The sequence below is a fragment of the Streptomyces sp. NPDC006261 genome, assembly GCF_040613515.1.
GTDB lineage: Bacteria > Actinomycetota > Actinomycetes > Streptomycetales > Streptomycetaceae > Streptomyces.
In genome coordinates this window covers 29,323-44,300 of sequence record NZ_JBEXSI010000054.1, presented here as the reverse complement: position 1 = coordinate 44,300, position 14,978 = coordinate 29,323, and the positions used below count along the sequence as shown (strand labels likewise).

Below are 14,978 nucleotides of genomic sequence, written 5' to 3'. Positions count from 1 at the left end.
CGGAAGGTGCCGTTGTGCTCGCCCGGCTCCCAGATGTCCAGCTCCGGCTTGAACAGGCACAGCGACATGGGCATGCCGTAGCCGCTGATGGACTTGGAGAGCGTGACGATGTCCGGGACGATGCCGGCCTCCTCGAAGGAGAAGAAGCCGCCGGTACGGCCGCAGCCCATCTGGATGTCGTCGACGATCAGCAGCATGTCCTGGCGGTGGCACAGCTCCTGCAGCGCGCGCAGCCACTCGGCGCGGGCGACGTTGATGCCGCCCTCGCCCTGGACCGTCTCCACGATCACGGCGGCGGGCTTGTTCAGCCCGGAGCCCTGGTCCTCCAGGAGTCGCTCGAACCACAGGAAGTCGGGGACGGTGCCGTCGAAGTAGTTGTCGAACGGCATCGGGGTGCCGTGCACCAACGGGATGCCGGCGCCGGCCCGCTTGAACGCGTTGCCGGTGACGGCCAGCGAGCCCAGCGACATGCCGTGGAAGGCGTTGGTGAACGAGACGACGGACTCGCGGCCCTTGACCTTGCGGGCCAGCTTCAGCGCCGACTCGACGGCGTTGGTGCCGGTCGGGCCGGGGAACATCACCTTGTACGGAAGGTCGCGCGGGCGCAGGATGACGTTCTGGAACGTCTCCAGGAAGGCGCGCTTGGCGGTCGTCGCCATGTCCAGACCGTGGGTGATGCCGTCGCGCTCGATGTAGTCGATCAGCGCCCGTTTCAGCACGGGGTTGTTGTGGCCGTAGTTGAGCGAGCCGGCCCCGGCGAAGAAGTCCAGGTAGGAGTGGCCGTCCTCGTCGGTCAGCCGGGCGCCCTGCGCGCGGTCGAACACGGCGGGCCAGCCGCGGCAGTAGCTACGGACCTCCGACTCCAGGGTCTCGAAGACGCTCAGTGCGGGCGGGGTGATGGTCACAGCGGGTCTCCTGCGTGAGGGGTGTGACGGGCAGTGGTCGGTGCTCCCTGCCGCACGGAGGCGGCCGGGACCGCGCCGGGTGGTCGGCCGGCGCGGAAGTCGTGGGGATCCGGGCGTACGGGTCAGGTACGCCGGGCCGTGGCCGGGTGGCTCACGGGTCCGGTGGGCTGCTGAGGTGCCTCGGAGGCCTCAGCCGGCGAAGGGGCCTATCCGGTAGAGGACCTCCGGCAGGTGCGTCCCCTCGGGGAACAGCCCCCCGTCGAAGAGGACCTCCTGCTCCAGCGGGACGTCGTGCCGCTGGGCGTAGGACGTGAACAGCCGGTCGGACGCGGTGTTGTCCGGGGTGATCGTCGTCTCGACGCAGGAGAGGCCCTGGTCGGCGGCGACGCGGGCGGTCAGCGCGTCCAGCAGGGTGGCGGCCAGCCCCTTGCCTCGATGTGCCTGGTCGACGGCGACCTGCCACACGACGAGGGTCTCGGGGCGGTCGGGCCTGAGGTAGCCGGTGACGAAGCCGATCGGCTCGCCGTCCTCGCCACGGGCGACGGCGGACGTCGCGGCGAAGTCACGACACCACAGCAGGTAGCTGTACGAGGAGTTCAGGTCCAGAACCTCGGAGTCGCGGGCGATGCGCCAGATCGCGGCTCCGTCCTCCACTCGTGGCGTGTCGATACTGAGGAATTCGCTTCGGGCACGGGCAAAATCTGCTGGTGCGGCGGTCATGCGAATTGAATTTACCCAGCAAATTTCTAAATTGCATCGAGGTGGAGGGTTGGGAGACGCGCCGATATGTGTTATCAGGCGTGCGCGAGGCCCCGTGTGATTCGGGTGCGATTTCCTACTCTTTGTCCCGAATTTTTCGGGCATAACGCCGCCTGTGTGGAGTCGGTCACAGGGTTGTAACTCCTCTGGGACGTGTCCGAATCATGCAGTTCGAGCCCCGAAAAAACTTCCGCGTTTAGGGGACGGAAAAGCGGGCAGAAGAATGCGGGGAGCTGCTTTCGATAAAGCAGCTCCCCGCATTATGAATATCAGAGGCTCGGCCAGGTTTCCGCAACCGCACGGCGGGCAGCTTGGAAGTCGGCCGGCCGGCCCGCGTCGGCCAGCGCCGCCGTCAGGGCCGCGAGCGAGGACAGCACCGCGTCCCGCGTCGCGTCCGCCCCGTAGTGATTGACCCGGATCATCTCCTTGGAGAGCGCCCCACCGCCCGCGATCAGCGGCAGCGAGGGCTCCACCGCCAGCGCCCGCGCGACCAGGGCCGCGGCGTCGGTCCCCGCCGGGGCGCGCAGCGTCGTGGCCACCGGAGCGGCGTCACGCGCCTCGTGGACGTACGGCTCCAGACCTCCGCCCAGTGCCACCGCGCCCGCCCGGGTCGCCGCGGCGGCCGAGGCGTGGCGGGCCATCACCGCGCCCAGGCCGTCCGCCTCGATCCGCTCCAGGCACGCCTGGAGGCCCAGCATCTCCAGTTGCGCCGGAGCGTGCGGCAGCGCCCTGCGGCCGCCGTCGATCCAGCGCTCCTTCCAGTCCAGGAGCGAGAGGTACGAGCGGCGCGGGGCGGCCGGGTTGGCGGCGATCCGCTCCCAGGCCCGCGCGCTCACCGACACCGCCGACACCCCGGCCGGACCGCCCATCGCCTTCTGCGCGCCGATCACGCACAGGTCGACGCCCCAGGCGTCCGGCAGCAGCGGCTCGGCGCCCACCGAGGCGACCGCGTCCAGCATGAACAGCGCCCCGTGTGCCCGGACCACCTCACCGATCTCCGCGACCGGGTTGGTGTTGCCGGTCGCCGCCTCCGCGTGCACCAGCGAGACGAAGTCGATCTCGGGATGCTCGGTGAGCGCCTCGGCGACCTGGTCGGCGGTCACCGCGGTATGGAAGGGCACGGTGAGGTCGACGACCTCGGCGCCGCAGTCCCGCAGCCAGTTGCCGAAGGTCTGCCCGTACGGTCCGGTCACCACGTTCAGCGCGGTCGAGCCGGGCCGGGCGCCGCTGCGGATGCAGCCCTCCAGCGGCAGCAGCGCCTCGCCCTGCGTGATGACGACGTCCTGCTCGGTGGCGAGGAGCGCGGCCACCCGCCGCTCGATGGCCGCGAAGTGCGCGGCGGTCAGCGGGGGGAGGTCGAGGAAGGGGTGCGTCACGGTGGGGATCTCTCCGGGTTCGGTCGGGCGGGTCTGTCCTTTTCGGGCCGGGGACGGGTCCCGCTCGCGGCCGACGCCCCCCTCGCAGCCTACCGAGGGCCTCGTACAGTGCCGCGTATGAGTGATCAGGTGCGCGGTCGGGACGGGCAGCGGGTGCTGCGGGTGAAGGGACGGGTCCTCGTCGGCCCGGACGAGGTGCGGGACGAACTGTGGGCCGTCGACGGGCGGATCACCTTCGATCGGCCGCCGGGCGCGGACCGCGCGCAGACCGTCACGGGCTGGGTGCTGCCCGGCCTCGTCGACGCCCACTGCCACGTCGGCCTGGACCGGCACGGCCCGGTCGACGCGGCGACCGCCGAGAAGCAGGCGCTCACCGACCGGGAGGCCGGGACGCTGCTGATCCGGGACGCCGGATCACCCTCCGACACCCGCTGGACCGACGACCGCGAGGACCTGCCGAAGATCATCCGAGCGGGCCGCCACATCGCCAGGACCCGCCGCTACATCCGCAACTACGCCCACGAGATCGAGCCCGGCGACCTCGTCGCGTACGTCGCCCAGGAGGCCCGGCGCGGCGACGGCTGGGTCAAGCTGGTGGGGGACTGGATCGACCGGGACGCGGGCGACCTCACCGCCTGCTGGCCGCGCGGCGAGGTCGAGGCGGCCATCGCCGAGGCGCACCGGCTGGGCGCCCGGGTCACCGCGCACTGCTTCGCCGAGGCCGCGCTGCGCGATCTGGTCGAGGCGGGCATCGACTGCATCGAGCACGCCACCGGCCTCACCGAGGAGACCGTCCCGCTCTTCGCCGAGCGTGGCGTCGCGATCGTCCCGACGCTGGTCAACATCGCCACCTTCCCCGGCCTCGCGGCGGGCGGCGAGGCCAAGTTCCCGCGCTGGTCGGCCCATATGAGGCAGCTGTACGAGCGCCGCTACGACACCGTGCGCGCCGCGTACGACGCCGGCATCCCGGTCTACGTCGGCACCGACGCGGGCGGCTCGCTGGCGCACGGCCTGGTCGCGGGCGAGGTCGCCGAACTCGTGAAGGCGGGCATCCCGGCCCTGGAGGCCCTCTCCGCCACCGCCTGGGGGGCGAGGCGGTGGCTGGGGCGGCCGGGGCTGGAGGAGGGCGCTCCGGCCGACCTGGTCGTCTACGACGAGGATCCGCGCGCGGACGTACGGGTGCTCGCGGCCCCGCGCCACATCGTGCTGAACGGGCGGTCGACCGGCTGAGGTTGCCGGGGGCCGGTGTTGCGGTGGGTTGACAGGCAGTGACGGATGCGGGCCCCGGCTCGTTGAGTTATCTCTCCCGCTGACGCACCTCGGCTCACACCGCGTGAAACGGGTGAAGGAATGAGGCGGGAGGGAACGCACGTGCCGAAAGATTCGAATATGCGCGCGGAAACCCCCCTTTGGGGTGAACTCACCTCAGGTATCCGCCAGTTCACCCTCAGTGCGTAAAGATTCACGGAGTCGAGGCCGCCGGCGCAGGCGATGTCCCCCATTGGACTGTGCCGGTGGCTCCATGTCTCTTGTGGGGGTTCCACCATCTTGAACAGCAACACCTTCCGTCTCGCTGCCCTGGCGGTCGCCACCGCTCCCGTCGCTCTGTTTGCCGCCGTCCCCGCGCAGGCAGCCCCGGCGACGCCCGCCACCGGCGGCGAGGGCAGGGCGAGCGCGGTCGTGCTCCGTACCGGGCTCGACGTCTCACTCCTCAACAAGTCCGTCCAGGTGCCCCTCAAGGTCACGCTCAACGAGGTGCAGGCGCCGGCCGGCGCGGAGAAGACCGCGCTCACCGTGAACCTGGACGGGGTGGCGGGCGGACAGCCGGTCAACGTCCTGCGCGCCGACGTGGCGACCGCCGAGGCCACCTTGGACGAGCACAAGGCCGAGGGGTACACCAACCTGGTCAAGGCGCGGGTCCATGTGCCCGGTCTGCCGCTGCTCTCGCTCATCGAGGTCGAGAAGGTGACCTCCAAGGCGCTCTGCGAGGTCGGCAAGCGGCCCGTCGCCGAGTCGAACGTGCTCGGCCATGTCAAGGTGCTCGGCAAGAAGGTGACGCTCTCCGCGGGCGGACCGACCCGGGTCGTGGTGCCGGGCGTCGGCGAGGTGAGCCTCGACCTGTCGAAGACCGAGACCACCTCGCGTTCTGCCGCCGCGACGGCGCTCCGGCTGAAGGTCTCGGTGAACCCGCTCAAGCTCAACGTGGCCGAGGTGGAGGGCGAGGTCACCCTGGCCGAGGCGACCTGCGAGACCCCGAAGGGGCCCAAGACGCCCGAGGAGCCGGGGGAGAGTGACGGCGGCTCCACGGACGGCGGCTCCACGGACGGCGGTTCCACGGGTGGTTCCACCGGCGGTGACACGGATGGTTCCACCGGCGGTGACACGGGTGGGTCCACCGGCGGTGACACGGGTGGGTCCACCGGCGGTGACACGGGTGGTTCGGACGGCGGTTCCACCGGTGGCGGCGGCCAGGGTGACAGCGGCACCGATGTGAAGCCGCAGACCGGGTCCGACACCGGCAAGGCCCCCACCACGGCCAACCTCGCCGAGACCGGAGGCAGTTCCACCACCCCGTACATCGCGGGCGGCGCGGCCGTACTGCTGGCGGTCGGCGCGGGAGCCACGGTGGTCGCGCGCAGGCGGAGCGGCGGCAGCCAGGGCTGATCCGCGCCCGGGCGCGGGATCCGCTCGCGCACGGGACCTGGGGCGGCGTTCGTACGACGGAACGCCGCCCCTCGGGCTGCCCCCAGGATTCCCTCAGCGCACTGTTCGCGCGGGCAGCGCCTGAACGGCCTGGTCCAGGGCCTGGAGGAAGCGGTTGGTCGTCGCCCGGTCGCGTACGGCCAGCCGCAGCCACTGCGGCCCGAGCCCCGGGAACGTATCGCCGCGCCGGGCCGCGAAGCCCAGCAGCCGCAGCCGTTCCCGGATCTCCGCCGCCCGCTCCAGCCGGACCAGCACGAACGGCCCCCGGGCCTCCTCGACCACCCGCACTTCGCTGAACTCCGCGAGCCCGGCCAGCAGATGGGCCCGGTCCACGGTGATCCGGTCCGCCGCCTCGGCCGCCTCCACCAGCGCCCGCGGCTCCATGCAGGCCTGGGCCGCCGCCAGCGCCGGGGACGACACCGGCCACAGCGGCTGCGCCTCGGCCAGGCGCGCGATGGTCTCCGGGGCTGCCAGGACGTAACCGATCCGCAGCCCGGCCAGCCCCCATGTCTTGGTGAGGCTGCGCAGCACCACCAGGCCGGGGATGTCCGTCCGTCCGCACAACGCCTCGCGCTCGCCCGGCACGACGTCCATGAACGCCTCGTCGACCACCAGCGTCCGCCCCGGTCTGGCCAGCCGCTCCAGCAGGGCCGCCGGGTGCAGCACCGACGTCGGGTTGGTCGGGTTGCCGACCACCACCAGATCCGCCTCCTCCGGCACCGCCGCCGGATCGAGCCGGAAGCCGTCCTCCTCCCGCAGCAGCACCCGCCCCACCCCGTGCCCGGCCGCCCGCAGCGCTGCCTCCGGCTCGGTGAACTGCGGATGCACGACCACCGGGCACCGGGCCGGGAGCGCCCGGGCGATCAGGACGAACGCCTCGGCCGCACCCGCCGTCAGCAGGACGCGTTCCACCGGCAGTCCGTGCCGCTCGGCGACCGCCGCCCGGGCCGGTGCGCCGTCGGGGTAGGCCGCCAGTGAGATGAGGGAGGCGGCTATCCGCTGGCGCAGCCACTCCGGTGGTGTGTGGGTACGGACGTTCACGGCGAGATCGGTCAGATTCTCGCCGCGCACCTCCGCGTCGCCGTGGTGGCGCAGGTCGGGCCCGGCGCTCTCGATGTCTCGCGTGGGGGGATGTGTGGGGGGATTCATGGCTGCCATGGTGAACGGGCGGGGGCCCTCCGTCACGAGTGGGGTGGAAGTTTTCTCGCCGGAAACAGGGAAAGGCGGGAGGACGGCCGGAAACCGGCGTGCCACCGCGCAGGTCGCGAGCCCCTTGCCCACGGACTTCTCCACCACCAGCTCGTCCGCCTCGATCAGCGCCGCCGCCTCCGCCACCGACGGCGTCCCCACCGCCCCGTCGGCCGCGTCCGCCGGGTTCGGCACGCGCACCCCGGCGAGCGCCGCCGCCGGATAGGCCCGCACCGGCACCCCGAGCCGGGCGGCCGCCCCCACGATCCCCGGCTCGTCCGCCTTCGCGTCGACGGTCGCCACCTCCACCACATCGGCGGTACGCAGCCCCGCCCCGCGCAGGGTCTCCTCGATCAGGCCGTACACCTCGCCGAGCGGCGCTCCCCGGCGGGCACCGACCCCGACGACCAGGTTCCGGGCGCCGGGCTCGGGGGTGAGGGTCGTCATGGCGGAGCCTGCCTTTCACATCAAGCGGCGGGAGGAGCTGTTCCGTATACGGTCACGGATCCGGCCGTCGCACGGTTCGTCGTACGGGCGGGCGAGGCCGCCCCGGGTAGGGACACGAGTAAGGGCGCGGGTAAGGACACCCTGAGATGCGGTCGACCGGGTCGATCGACTAGCAAGAGCCCATGGCGGTGTTCGTCGCGCTCGGCGCGTTCCTGATGACTCTGGCCGGCGGCTGGGTCGCGCAACGCGTCACGGACCGCCGCCATCTGGTGCTCGGCTTCGCGGGCGGCCTGATGCTCGGGGTGGTCGGCCTGGACCTCCTGCCGGAGGCGATGGAGGCCGCGGGGACCCCGGTGTTCGGGGTGCCCGCCGCCCTGCTGCTGTTCGTCGGCGGCTTCCTGGTGGCCCATCTGGTCGAGGGGCTGCTCGCCGTACGGCAGGTGGCACACGGGGCGAGCGGTGAACGCGTGCCGCAGGTGGGGCTCACGGCGGCGGCCGCGATGGTCGGCCACAGCCTGATGGACGGCATCGCACTCGGTGCCGCCTTCCAGGTCAGCGGAGCCATGGGCGTGGCCGTCGCGCTGGCGGTGATCAGTCATGACTTCGCCGACGGATTCAACACGTACACCCTCACGAGTCTTTACGGGAACGCCCGACGCAAGGCGCTCCTGATGCTGTTCGCGGCCGCCGTGGCGCCGGTCGTGGGCGCCGCGACGACGCTGCTGTTCACCCTTCCGGAGGAACTGCTCGGCGGCTATCTCGGCTTCTTCGGCGGCGCGCTGCTCTACCTGGCCGCTGCGGAGATTCTTCCCGAGGCACACCACACTCATCCCGCCCGCTCCACCCTTCTCTGCACCATCGGGGGCGTGGGCTTCATCTGGCTGGTCGTGGGCATCGCGGAGTGAGCCCGCGTACGCCCGCACACGCCGCTACGACGAACGCGCGGGCGTTCACCGCACCCGGCAGTGCTCCACGAAACGGTGGGCCACCTCGGGGGAGGCCGCCCAGTGTGTGTGCAGATAGCTCGCGTGCACGCCCCGCTGGACGTACCCCTCCACCCGCCGCTCCGGCTGGTGCATGCCCCACGCGGGGGCCGGCCCCGCCCCCGGCTCCAGCACCGTCCGGTGGAACTCGTGGCCGCGCATCCGGGTCCCCGCCACCGCCAGCGCACTGTCCGAGACCGCCACCGCCTGCCGGTACCCGAGCGTGAGCCGCTCCGACATCCGGGCCTCGGCGTCCAGCACCCCGCACATGGGCCGCCCGTCCAGCTCCCGCGCCAGATACAGCAGCCCCGCACACTCGGCCGCCACCGGGGCGCCGCTCGAAGCGAGTTCGGTCACCGCCCGCCGCAACGGCTCGTTGGCCGACAGTTCGGGGGCGTACACCTCCGGGAACCCCCCGCCGATGACGAGCCCCGCCGTACCGGCCGGCAGCTTCTCGTCCCGCAGCGGGTCGAAGACCACGACCTCCGCACCGGCCGCCGTCAGCAGCTCGGCGTGCTCCGCGTACGCGAAGGTGAACGCCGCCCCGCCGGCCACGGCGACGACGGGCCGGGGCCTCTCCACGACGGTGTACGCCGGCTCCCACGCCGCGTCCGGCAGCGCGGGCGCGGTCCGGGCCAGCGCCGTCAGCGCGTCCAGGTCGCACCCGGCGCGTACCCGCTCACCCATGGCGCGCACGGCGTCCACCGCATCGCCCTGGCGCTCGGCCACCGGCACGAGACCCAGGTGCCGAGAGGGCGTCGCGACCTGAGGTGCCCGCCGCAGCACGCCCAGCACCGGCAGGCCGGACTCGTCCAGCGCGTCCCGCAACAGCGCCTCGTGCCGGTCGGAGGCCACCTTGTTCAGGATCACCCCGCCGATCCGCACCTCCGGGTCCCAGGAGGCGAACCCGTGGACCAGGGCCGCCACGGACCGGGACTGGGACGAGGCGTCGACCACCAGCACCACAGGGGCCTTCAGCAGCTTCGCCACCTGAGCGGTGGACGCCAGCTCCCCCTGGCCCGAGGCACCGTCGTACAGCCCCATCACGCCCTCGACCACGGCGAGGTCGCACCCCGCCGAGCCATGCGCGAACAGCGGGGCGATCAGATCCGTCCCGCACATGTACGCGTCGAGATTGCGGCCGGGGCGTCCCGTCGCCAGCGAGTGGTACCCGGGATCGATGTAGTCCGGGCCCACCTTGTGCGGCGAGACGGCAAGACCGCGCGCGGCGAAGGCGGCCATCAGGCCGGTGGCGACGGTGGTCTTGCCGCTGCCGGAGGCCGGAGCGGCGATGACCAGGCGGGGCACAGTCACCACTCGATGCCCCTCTGGCCCTTCTGCCCCGCGTCCATCGGGTGCTTGACCTTCGACATGTCGGTCACCAGGTCGGCGGCCTCGATCAGCGCGTCCGGCGCGTTGCGGCCGGTGATCACCACGTGCTGGGTGCCGGGCCGGTTCCGCATCACCTCGACGACCTCGTCGGTGTCGATCCAGCCCCAGTGCATCGGGTAGGCGAACTCGTCGAGCACGTACAGCTTGTACGTCTCGGCCGCCAGGTCGCGCTTGACCTGCTCCCACCCCTCGCGGGCCTTCTCCTCGTTGTCGAGCTGGCCGTCCCGCTGGACCCAGGACCATCCTTCGCCCATCTTGTGCCAGTCGACGGTGCCGCCCTCGCCGCTGGCGCCCAGCACCTTCAGCGCGTTCTCCTCGCCGACCTTCCACTTCGCCGACTTCACGAACTGGAACACCCCGATCGGCCACCCCTGGTTCCAGGCCCGCAGCGCGAGCCCGAAGGCGGCGGTCGACTTGCCCTTCCCGATGCCCGTGTGGACGAACAGGAGCGGGCGGTTGCGCCGCTGACGGGTGGTGAGCCCGTCGTCCGGCACCGATGTCGGCTGTCCCTGTGGCATTAAGCGGCCCTCCCGGCTGCGGTGACGTCCTTGACGAGCCCGGCGATCGAGTCGGCCCGCAGCTCGTCGAGTGTGACGGCGGTGCCTCCCAGTTCCCGGGCGAGTTCCCCGGCGAGACCGAGGCGTACGTAGCCCGACTCGCAGTCCACGACGACCGAGGCCGTTCCCTCGGCCAGGTGCAGTCGCGCCGCCCGCCCCGCGAGCGCGACCGGCTCCGGACCGCCGGTCGCCCGGCCGTCCGTCACCACGACGAGCAGCGGCCGCCGCGACGGATCGCGCAGCCGCTCCACCCGCAGGACGTCGTGGGCCTTGAGCAGCCCCGCGGCGAGCGGAGTGCGGCCGCCGGTCGGCAGCGACTCCAGACGGGAGGCGGCCGCGTCCACGGACGAGGTCGGCGGCAGCGCCACCTCGGCGTCCTTGCCCCGGAAAGTGACCAGGCCGACCTTGTCCCGCCGCTGGTAGGCGTCCAGCAGCAGCGACAGCACCGCCCCCTTGACCGCGCTCATCCGCTGCCGGGCCGCCATCGACCCGGAGGCGTCCACGACGAACAGCACGAGGTTGCCCTCACGCCCCTCCCGGGTCGCCTGCCGCAGATCGTCCCGGCGCACCACGAGCCCGCGCCCGGAACGCCCGCGCGCCCGCTGGTGGGGGGCGGCGGCCTGCACGGTCGCGGCCAGGTGCAGCTTCGTCAGCGACCCCTGCGGGCGGCGCGCGCCGGTCGTACGCCCGTGCTCGGTACGGGCCCGGGAGCGCCGCCCGGCAGCCCCCTCACCGAGCCCCGGAACGCTGAGCATCTTCGTACGGAACGGCTCGGCCGAGGCCACCGGCTGCTGCTCGGCCCCGGCGGAGCGCCCGGGCGCGTCGGGGGCGGATTCGGGGGCCTGGGACGGCGTGTCGCCGCCTTCACCTTGTGGCGGCGTACGGTCGCCGTCGGCCTGGGGCGGCACGCCACCGCCGCCGCCTCCGTCGCCACCGCCGTCCGGGCCGGGGCCGGGATCATCGTCTCCCGGATCGCCGTCCTGCTCCCCGGCGGCCTCGTCCAGGGTCTGGTCCAGCTTGTCCTCGTCGAGGCCCGGCGCGTCGAACGGGTTGCGGCGCCGTCGGTGGGGGAGTGCCAGGAGGGCGGCCTGCCGTACGTCGTCGGCGGTGACCTCCTCGCGCCCCGCCCAGGCGGCCAGCGCGGTCGCGGTACGGGCCATCACGATGTCGGCCCGCATCCCGTCGACCTCGAACGCGGCGCAGGTAGCGGCGATCTGCCGCAGCACGCCGTCACCGAGCACGACGCGGGACAGCAGGGCGCGCGCGGAGGCGATGCGCTCGCGCAGGGCGCTCTCCTCCCCGGCCCAGCGCGCGGCGAACCCTTCGGGGTCGTCGTCGTACGCGAGCCGGCGCCGTACGACCTCGACCCGCTCATCGGTGTCCCGGGAGGCGGCCACCTCGACGGTCAGCCCGAACCGGTCCAGCAACTGCGGCCGCAGCTCGCCCTCTTCCGGGTTCATCGTCCCGACCAGCAGGAACCGCGCCGCATGCCGTACGGAGACGCCCTCGCGCTCGACGTACGAGGCACCCATGGCCGCCGCGTCCAGCAGCAGGTCCACCAGGTGGTCGTGGAGGAGGTTGACCTCGTCGACGTACAGGATGCCGCGGTGCGCGTCGGCCAGCAGCCCCGGCTCGAACGCCTTCACGCCCTCCGAGAGCGCCCGCTCGATGTCCAGCGCCCCCACGAGCCGGTCCTCGGACGCCCCGACGGGCAGCTCCACGGTCCGTGCCGGCCGCGACACACCGGCGGCCTCCGCGTGGGGCCCATCGGGACACGCCGGGTCGGGGGAGTCGGGATCACAGGAGAACCGGCACCCCGCTACGACGGAGACCTCGGGCATGAGGGCGGCCAGCGCGCGGACGGCGGTGGACTTGGCGGTCCCCTTCTCGCCCCGCACGAGCACACCACCGACGGCCGGACTGACCGCGTTCAGCAACAGCCCGAGCCGCAGGTCGTCCTGCCCTACGATCGCGGTGAAGGGATACGGCGTACTCACTTGGCCTCCTCGTTGACATGAACCTCGGCACCATCAAGTTCGCAGGCCCTCGGCTCCTCGTTCTCCGCCCCGGCGGACCCGGCGGACTTGGCGGACCCGGCGAACTCAAGCCCTTGCGACGATCGAGGAGCGGGGTCCGGGGCTGCACCCCGGCTATCCGCCGCACCCGCGCCCCGGCTCAACGGCGGCGCCCCCGGCGGCACGAAGGGCAACCCCGCCGGCGCGCCCCCCTCGATCAACCGCCACAACGCGTCCGTGTCCGCGTGCTCCTCCACCAGATCCCCCAGACGGTCCAGCTGCTCCTCCCGCAGCACCCCGAAACACGTGTCCGGCGCAGGTACGAACCGCCGCCCGGCCCCCCGGGCCACCTCCTCCAGGAACCGCCGCCGGAACCCATCGCTCTCCAGGGACCCGTGCCAGTGCGTCCCCCACACGGCCCCCACCCGGCACCCGTCCAGGAACGGCTCCCCGCCCCGCACATCGGCCACCCCGTGGTGGATCTCGTACCCCTCCACCGGCTCGCCCAGCGCCGAACCCACCGGCCGCGCCAGCGTCTTGGCCCGGTCGAAACGAATACGCACCGGCAGCAGCCCCAGCCCGTCCACGACCCCCGCCCGCGACTCCACCTCGTCCTCGATCCGCTCACCGAGCACCTGGAACCCCCCGCAGATCCCCAGCACCGGCCGCCCCTCCGCCGCCCGCCGCACGAGCGCGTCCGCGAGCCCCCGCTCGCGCAGCCAGGCCAGCGCCTTCACCGTGCCGCGCGTCCCGGGCACGACGACCAGGTCCGCGTCGGCCAGCTCATCGGCCCGGTCCACGAACCGCACGACGACGCCCGGTTCGGCGGCCAGCGCGTCCACGTCCGTGAAGTTCGACATCAACGGAACCGCGCAGACCGCGACCCGCAGCACGTCCTCGCCGTGCGGGGGCGTCACGACCGACTCCCGTACCGCACCCCGCAAGGAGACCCGCAGGCCGTCCTCCTCGTCGATACCGAGCCCATGGGTGAACGGCAGCACCCCGTACGTCCGCCGCCCGGTCAGCCCGTACAGCATGTCCAGGCCCGGCTCCAGCAGTGAGACGTCACCCCGGAACTTGTTCACCAGATAGCCCGCGACCAGCGACTGGTCCTCCGCGCTGAGCAGCGCCGTGGTCCCGAAGAACGAGGCGAAGACCCCGCCGCGGTCGATGTCCCCGACCACGAGAACGGGAAAGCGGGCCGCCCGCGCGATCCCCATGTTCACGATGTCCGTACGCCGCAGGTTGATTTCCGCGGGGGAGCCCGCCCCCTCACAGATCACCGCGTCATAGGCCGACCGCAGCTGCTCCAGGCAGTCGGAGACCGTCCCGAGCAGCGCCTCCTGACGCCCCCCGTGGTAACCCCGGGCGCTCATCTCGCCCACCGGCTTCCCCATCAGGACGACCTGGCTGGAGCGGTCGCTGCCCGGCTTCAGCAGGACCGGGTTCATCAGCGCGGTCGGCTCCACCCGGGCGGCCTGCGCCTGCATGGCCTGGGCGCGCCCGATCTCCGCGCCCTCGCGGGTCACGAAGGAGTTGAGGGACATGTTCTGCGCCTTGAAGGGCGCGACCTTCACGCCCCGGCGCACCAGCCAGCGGCAGATGCCGGCCGTGACGACGCTCTTGCCCGCGTCCGATGTGGTCCCCGCGACCAGCAGCCCGCCACTCATGCCCGTCCCCGTTTCTGTCCTGTCGACGACCGTCCCGTGACCACGCGCCCCACGACCGTCCGGCCCACCACACACACGCCGAGGGCCAGCACGCTCACCCGGCGCGACAACCGCACCGCGCGCTCGATGTCGGAACTCCGGACCTCCCGGCCCGACTCCCCGTTCAGGACCGGCCGGTGCTCGACGCGCCCCGCGTACGCCAGCGTGCCGCCGAGCCGTACGCCGAGCGCCCCCGCGAACGCGGCCTCCACCGGTCCCGCGTTCGGGCTCGGGTGACGCCCCGCGTCCGCCTTCCAGGCGCGCACGGCCTCCGAGGGCCGCCCGCCGCCCACCACGGCCAGTGCGGCCGTCAGCCGGGCACCGGGCCACCCCGCGAGGTCGTCCAGGCGGGCCGAGGCCCAGCCGTAACGGCGGTAGCGGGGCGACCTGTGGCCGACCATCGCGTCGAGGGTGTTCACGGCCCGGAAGCCGACGAGCCCCGGCACCCCGCCGATCGCGCCCCACACGAGCGCGCCCACGACGGCGTCCGAGGTGTTCTCCGCGACCGATTCCACGACGGCACGGGCGATCTGCGGTCCGTCCAGGGAGTGCGGATCGCGCCCGCACAGACGCGGCAGCCGCTCCCTGGCCACCTCCAGGTCCCCGGCGGCCAGCGCCCCTCCGACGGCGCGGGCCTCCCGGCCCAGCGACGTACCGCCGACGACCGACCACGTGGCGGCGGCGGTCAGCGCGACGGTGAGCGCGGGACGGTCCCGTACGGCACGGGCGGCCAGCGCGGCGGCCCCCACGGCGCCTCCGGCGCACAGCAGGGTGTGCAGCGCTCCCCGGCCTCGGTCGTCCCGCCACAGCAGCAACTCCACCCGCGCGGCGGCCCGGCCGAAACCGGCTACGGGATGCCCCCGGCGAGGGTCGCCGAGAGCCGCGTCGGCGATCAGCCCGGCGATGGCGCCGTACGCGAAGACACGATCGGCACGCACGGTCAG

The 14,978-nt window shown here is 73.0% G+C and carries 12 protein-coding genes; 3 read left to right on the top strand and 9 right to left on the bottom strand.

Annotation, left to right across the window (positions count from 1 at the left end):
- From ABZ154_RS28155 to ABZ154_RS28145, 3 genes are all read right to left on the bottom strand, one after another.
- A partial coding sequence (locus ABZ154_RS28155) for an aspartate aminotransferase family protein (RefSeq protein ID WP_356837146.1) occupies nt 1-905 on the bottom strand: 905 nt, incomplete at its 3' end.
- 189 nt (nt 906-1,094) lie between these two features.
- On the bottom strand, nt 1,095-1,625 hold the full coding sequence (gene ectA / locus ABZ154_RS28150) for a diaminobutyrate acetyltransferase (protein WP_356837144.1): 531 nt from the start codon (nt 1,623-1,625) through the stop codon (nt 1,095-1,097).
- 308 nt (nt 1,626-1,933) lie between these two features.
- Nucleotides 1,934-3,040, bottom strand: coding sequence for an aminotransferase class V-fold PLP-dependent enzyme (locus tag ABZ154_RS28145; RefSeq protein ID WP_356837142.1), 1,107 nt, complete (start codon nt 3,038-3,040; stop codon nt 1,934-1,936).
- Nucleotides 3,041-3,157: 117 nt separating this feature from the next.
- Here ABZ154_RS28145 and ABZ154_RS28140 point away from each other — a divergent pair, with 117 nt between their 5' ends.
- The gene (locus tag ABZ154_RS28140; RefSeq protein WP_356837140.1) at nt 3,158-4,270 is read left to right on the top strand and encodes an amidohydrolase family protein; all 1,113 of its coding nucleotides are present in this window, start codon (nt 3,158-3,160) and stop codon (nt 4,268-4,270) included.
- A 318-nt stretch (nt 4,271-4,588) separates the two neighbouring features.
- Nucleotides 4,589-5,704 (top strand): SCO1860 family LAETG-anchored protein, encoded by a 1,116-nt coding sequence (locus ABZ154_RS28135; protein WP_356837138.1) that lies wholly within the window; start codon nt 4,589-4,591, stop codon nt 5,702-5,704.
- A gap of 93 nt (nt 5,705-5,797) precedes the next feature.
- Here the strand turns inward: ABZ154_RS28135 and cobC are convergent, their stop codons facing one another.
- Entirely contained in the window at nt 5,798-7,378 is a 1,581-nt protein-coding gene (gene cobC / locus ABZ154_RS28130; protein WP_356837136.1) for an Rv2231c family pyridoxal phosphate-dependent protein CobC, read from the bottom strand.
- 182 nt (nt 7,379-7,560) lie between these two features.
- Between cobC and ABZ154_RS28125 the strand changes: the two genes are divergently transcribed.
- Nucleotides 7,561-8,283: a ZIP family metal transporter gene (locus tag ABZ154_RS28125; protein WP_093688274.1), complete on the top strand. Its 723-nt coding sequence runs from the start codon at nt 7,561-7,563 to the stop codon at nt 8,281-8,283.
- A gap of 45 nt (nt 8,284-8,328) precedes the next feature.
- Here the strand turns inward: ABZ154_RS28125 and ABZ154_RS28120 are convergent, their stop codons facing one another.
- Genes ABZ154_RS28120 through ABZ154_RS28100 form a run of 5 tightly spaced genes read right to left on the bottom strand, consistent with a single transcriptional unit; the run spans nt 8,329 to nt 14,972 of the window.
- The gene (locus ABZ154_RS28120) at nt 8,329-9,678 is read right to left on the bottom strand and encodes a cobyrinate a,c-diamide synthase (protein WP_356837134.1); all 1,350 of its coding nucleotides are present in this window, start codon (nt 9,676-9,678) and stop codon (nt 8,329-8,331) included.
- Nucleotides 9,672-10,271, bottom strand: coding sequence for a cob(I)yrinic acid a,c-diamide adenosyltransferase (gene cobO / locus ABZ154_RS28115; protein WP_018512216.1), 600 nt, complete (start codon nt 10,269-10,271; stop codon nt 9,672-9,674). Before cobO ends, ABZ154_RS28120 begins: the two co-directional genes overlap by 7 nt.
- Entirely contained in the window at nt 10,271-12,307 is a 2,037-nt protein-coding gene (locus ABZ154_RS28110) for a putative cobaltochelatase (protein ID WP_356837132.1), read from the bottom strand. The genes cobO and ABZ154_RS28110 overlap by 1 nt, the downstream gene beginning before the upstream one ends.
- The gene (locus ABZ154_RS28105; protein WP_356837130.1) at nt 12,304-13,995 is read right to left on the bottom strand and encodes a cobyric acid synthase; all 1,692 of its coding nucleotides are present in this window, start codon (nt 13,993-13,995) and stop codon (nt 12,304-12,306) included. The genes ABZ154_RS28110 and ABZ154_RS28105 overlap by 4 nt, the downstream gene beginning before the upstream one ends.
- Nucleotides 13,992-14,972 (bottom strand): cobalamin biosynthesis protein, encoded by a 981-nt coding sequence (locus ABZ154_RS28100; protein WP_356837128.1) that lies wholly within the window; start codon nt 14,970-14,972, stop codon nt 13,992-13,994. Before ABZ154_RS28100 ends, ABZ154_RS28105 begins: the two co-directional genes overlap by 4 nt.
- Between the last annotated feature and the right edge of the window lie 6 nt (nt 14,973-14,978).

Coding starts and splice junctions, on each gene's coding strand:
- ectA (WP_356837144.1), bottom strand. CDS start 1,625: ATGACCGCCGCACCAGCAGATTTTGCCCGTGCCCGAAGCGAATTCCTC.
- ABZ154_RS28140 (WP_356837140.1), top strand. CDS start 3,158: ATGAGTGATCAGGTGCGCGGTCGGGACGGGCAGCGGGTGCTGCGGGTG.
- cobC (WP_356837136.1), bottom strand. CDS start 7,378: ATGACGACCCTCACCCCCGAGCCCGGCGCCCGGAACCTGGTCGTCGGG.
- ABZ154_RS28125 (WP_093688274.1), top strand. CDS start 7,561: ATGGCGGTGTTCGTCGCGCTCGGCGCGTTCCTGATGACTCTGGCCGGC.
- cobO (WP_018512216.1), bottom strand. CDS start 10,271: ATGCCACAGGGACAGCCGACATCGGTGCCGGACGACGGGCTCACCACC.
- ABZ154_RS28105 (WP_356837130.1), bottom strand. CDS start 13,995: ATGAGTGGCGGGCTGCTGGTCGCGGGGACCACATCGGACGCGGGCAAG.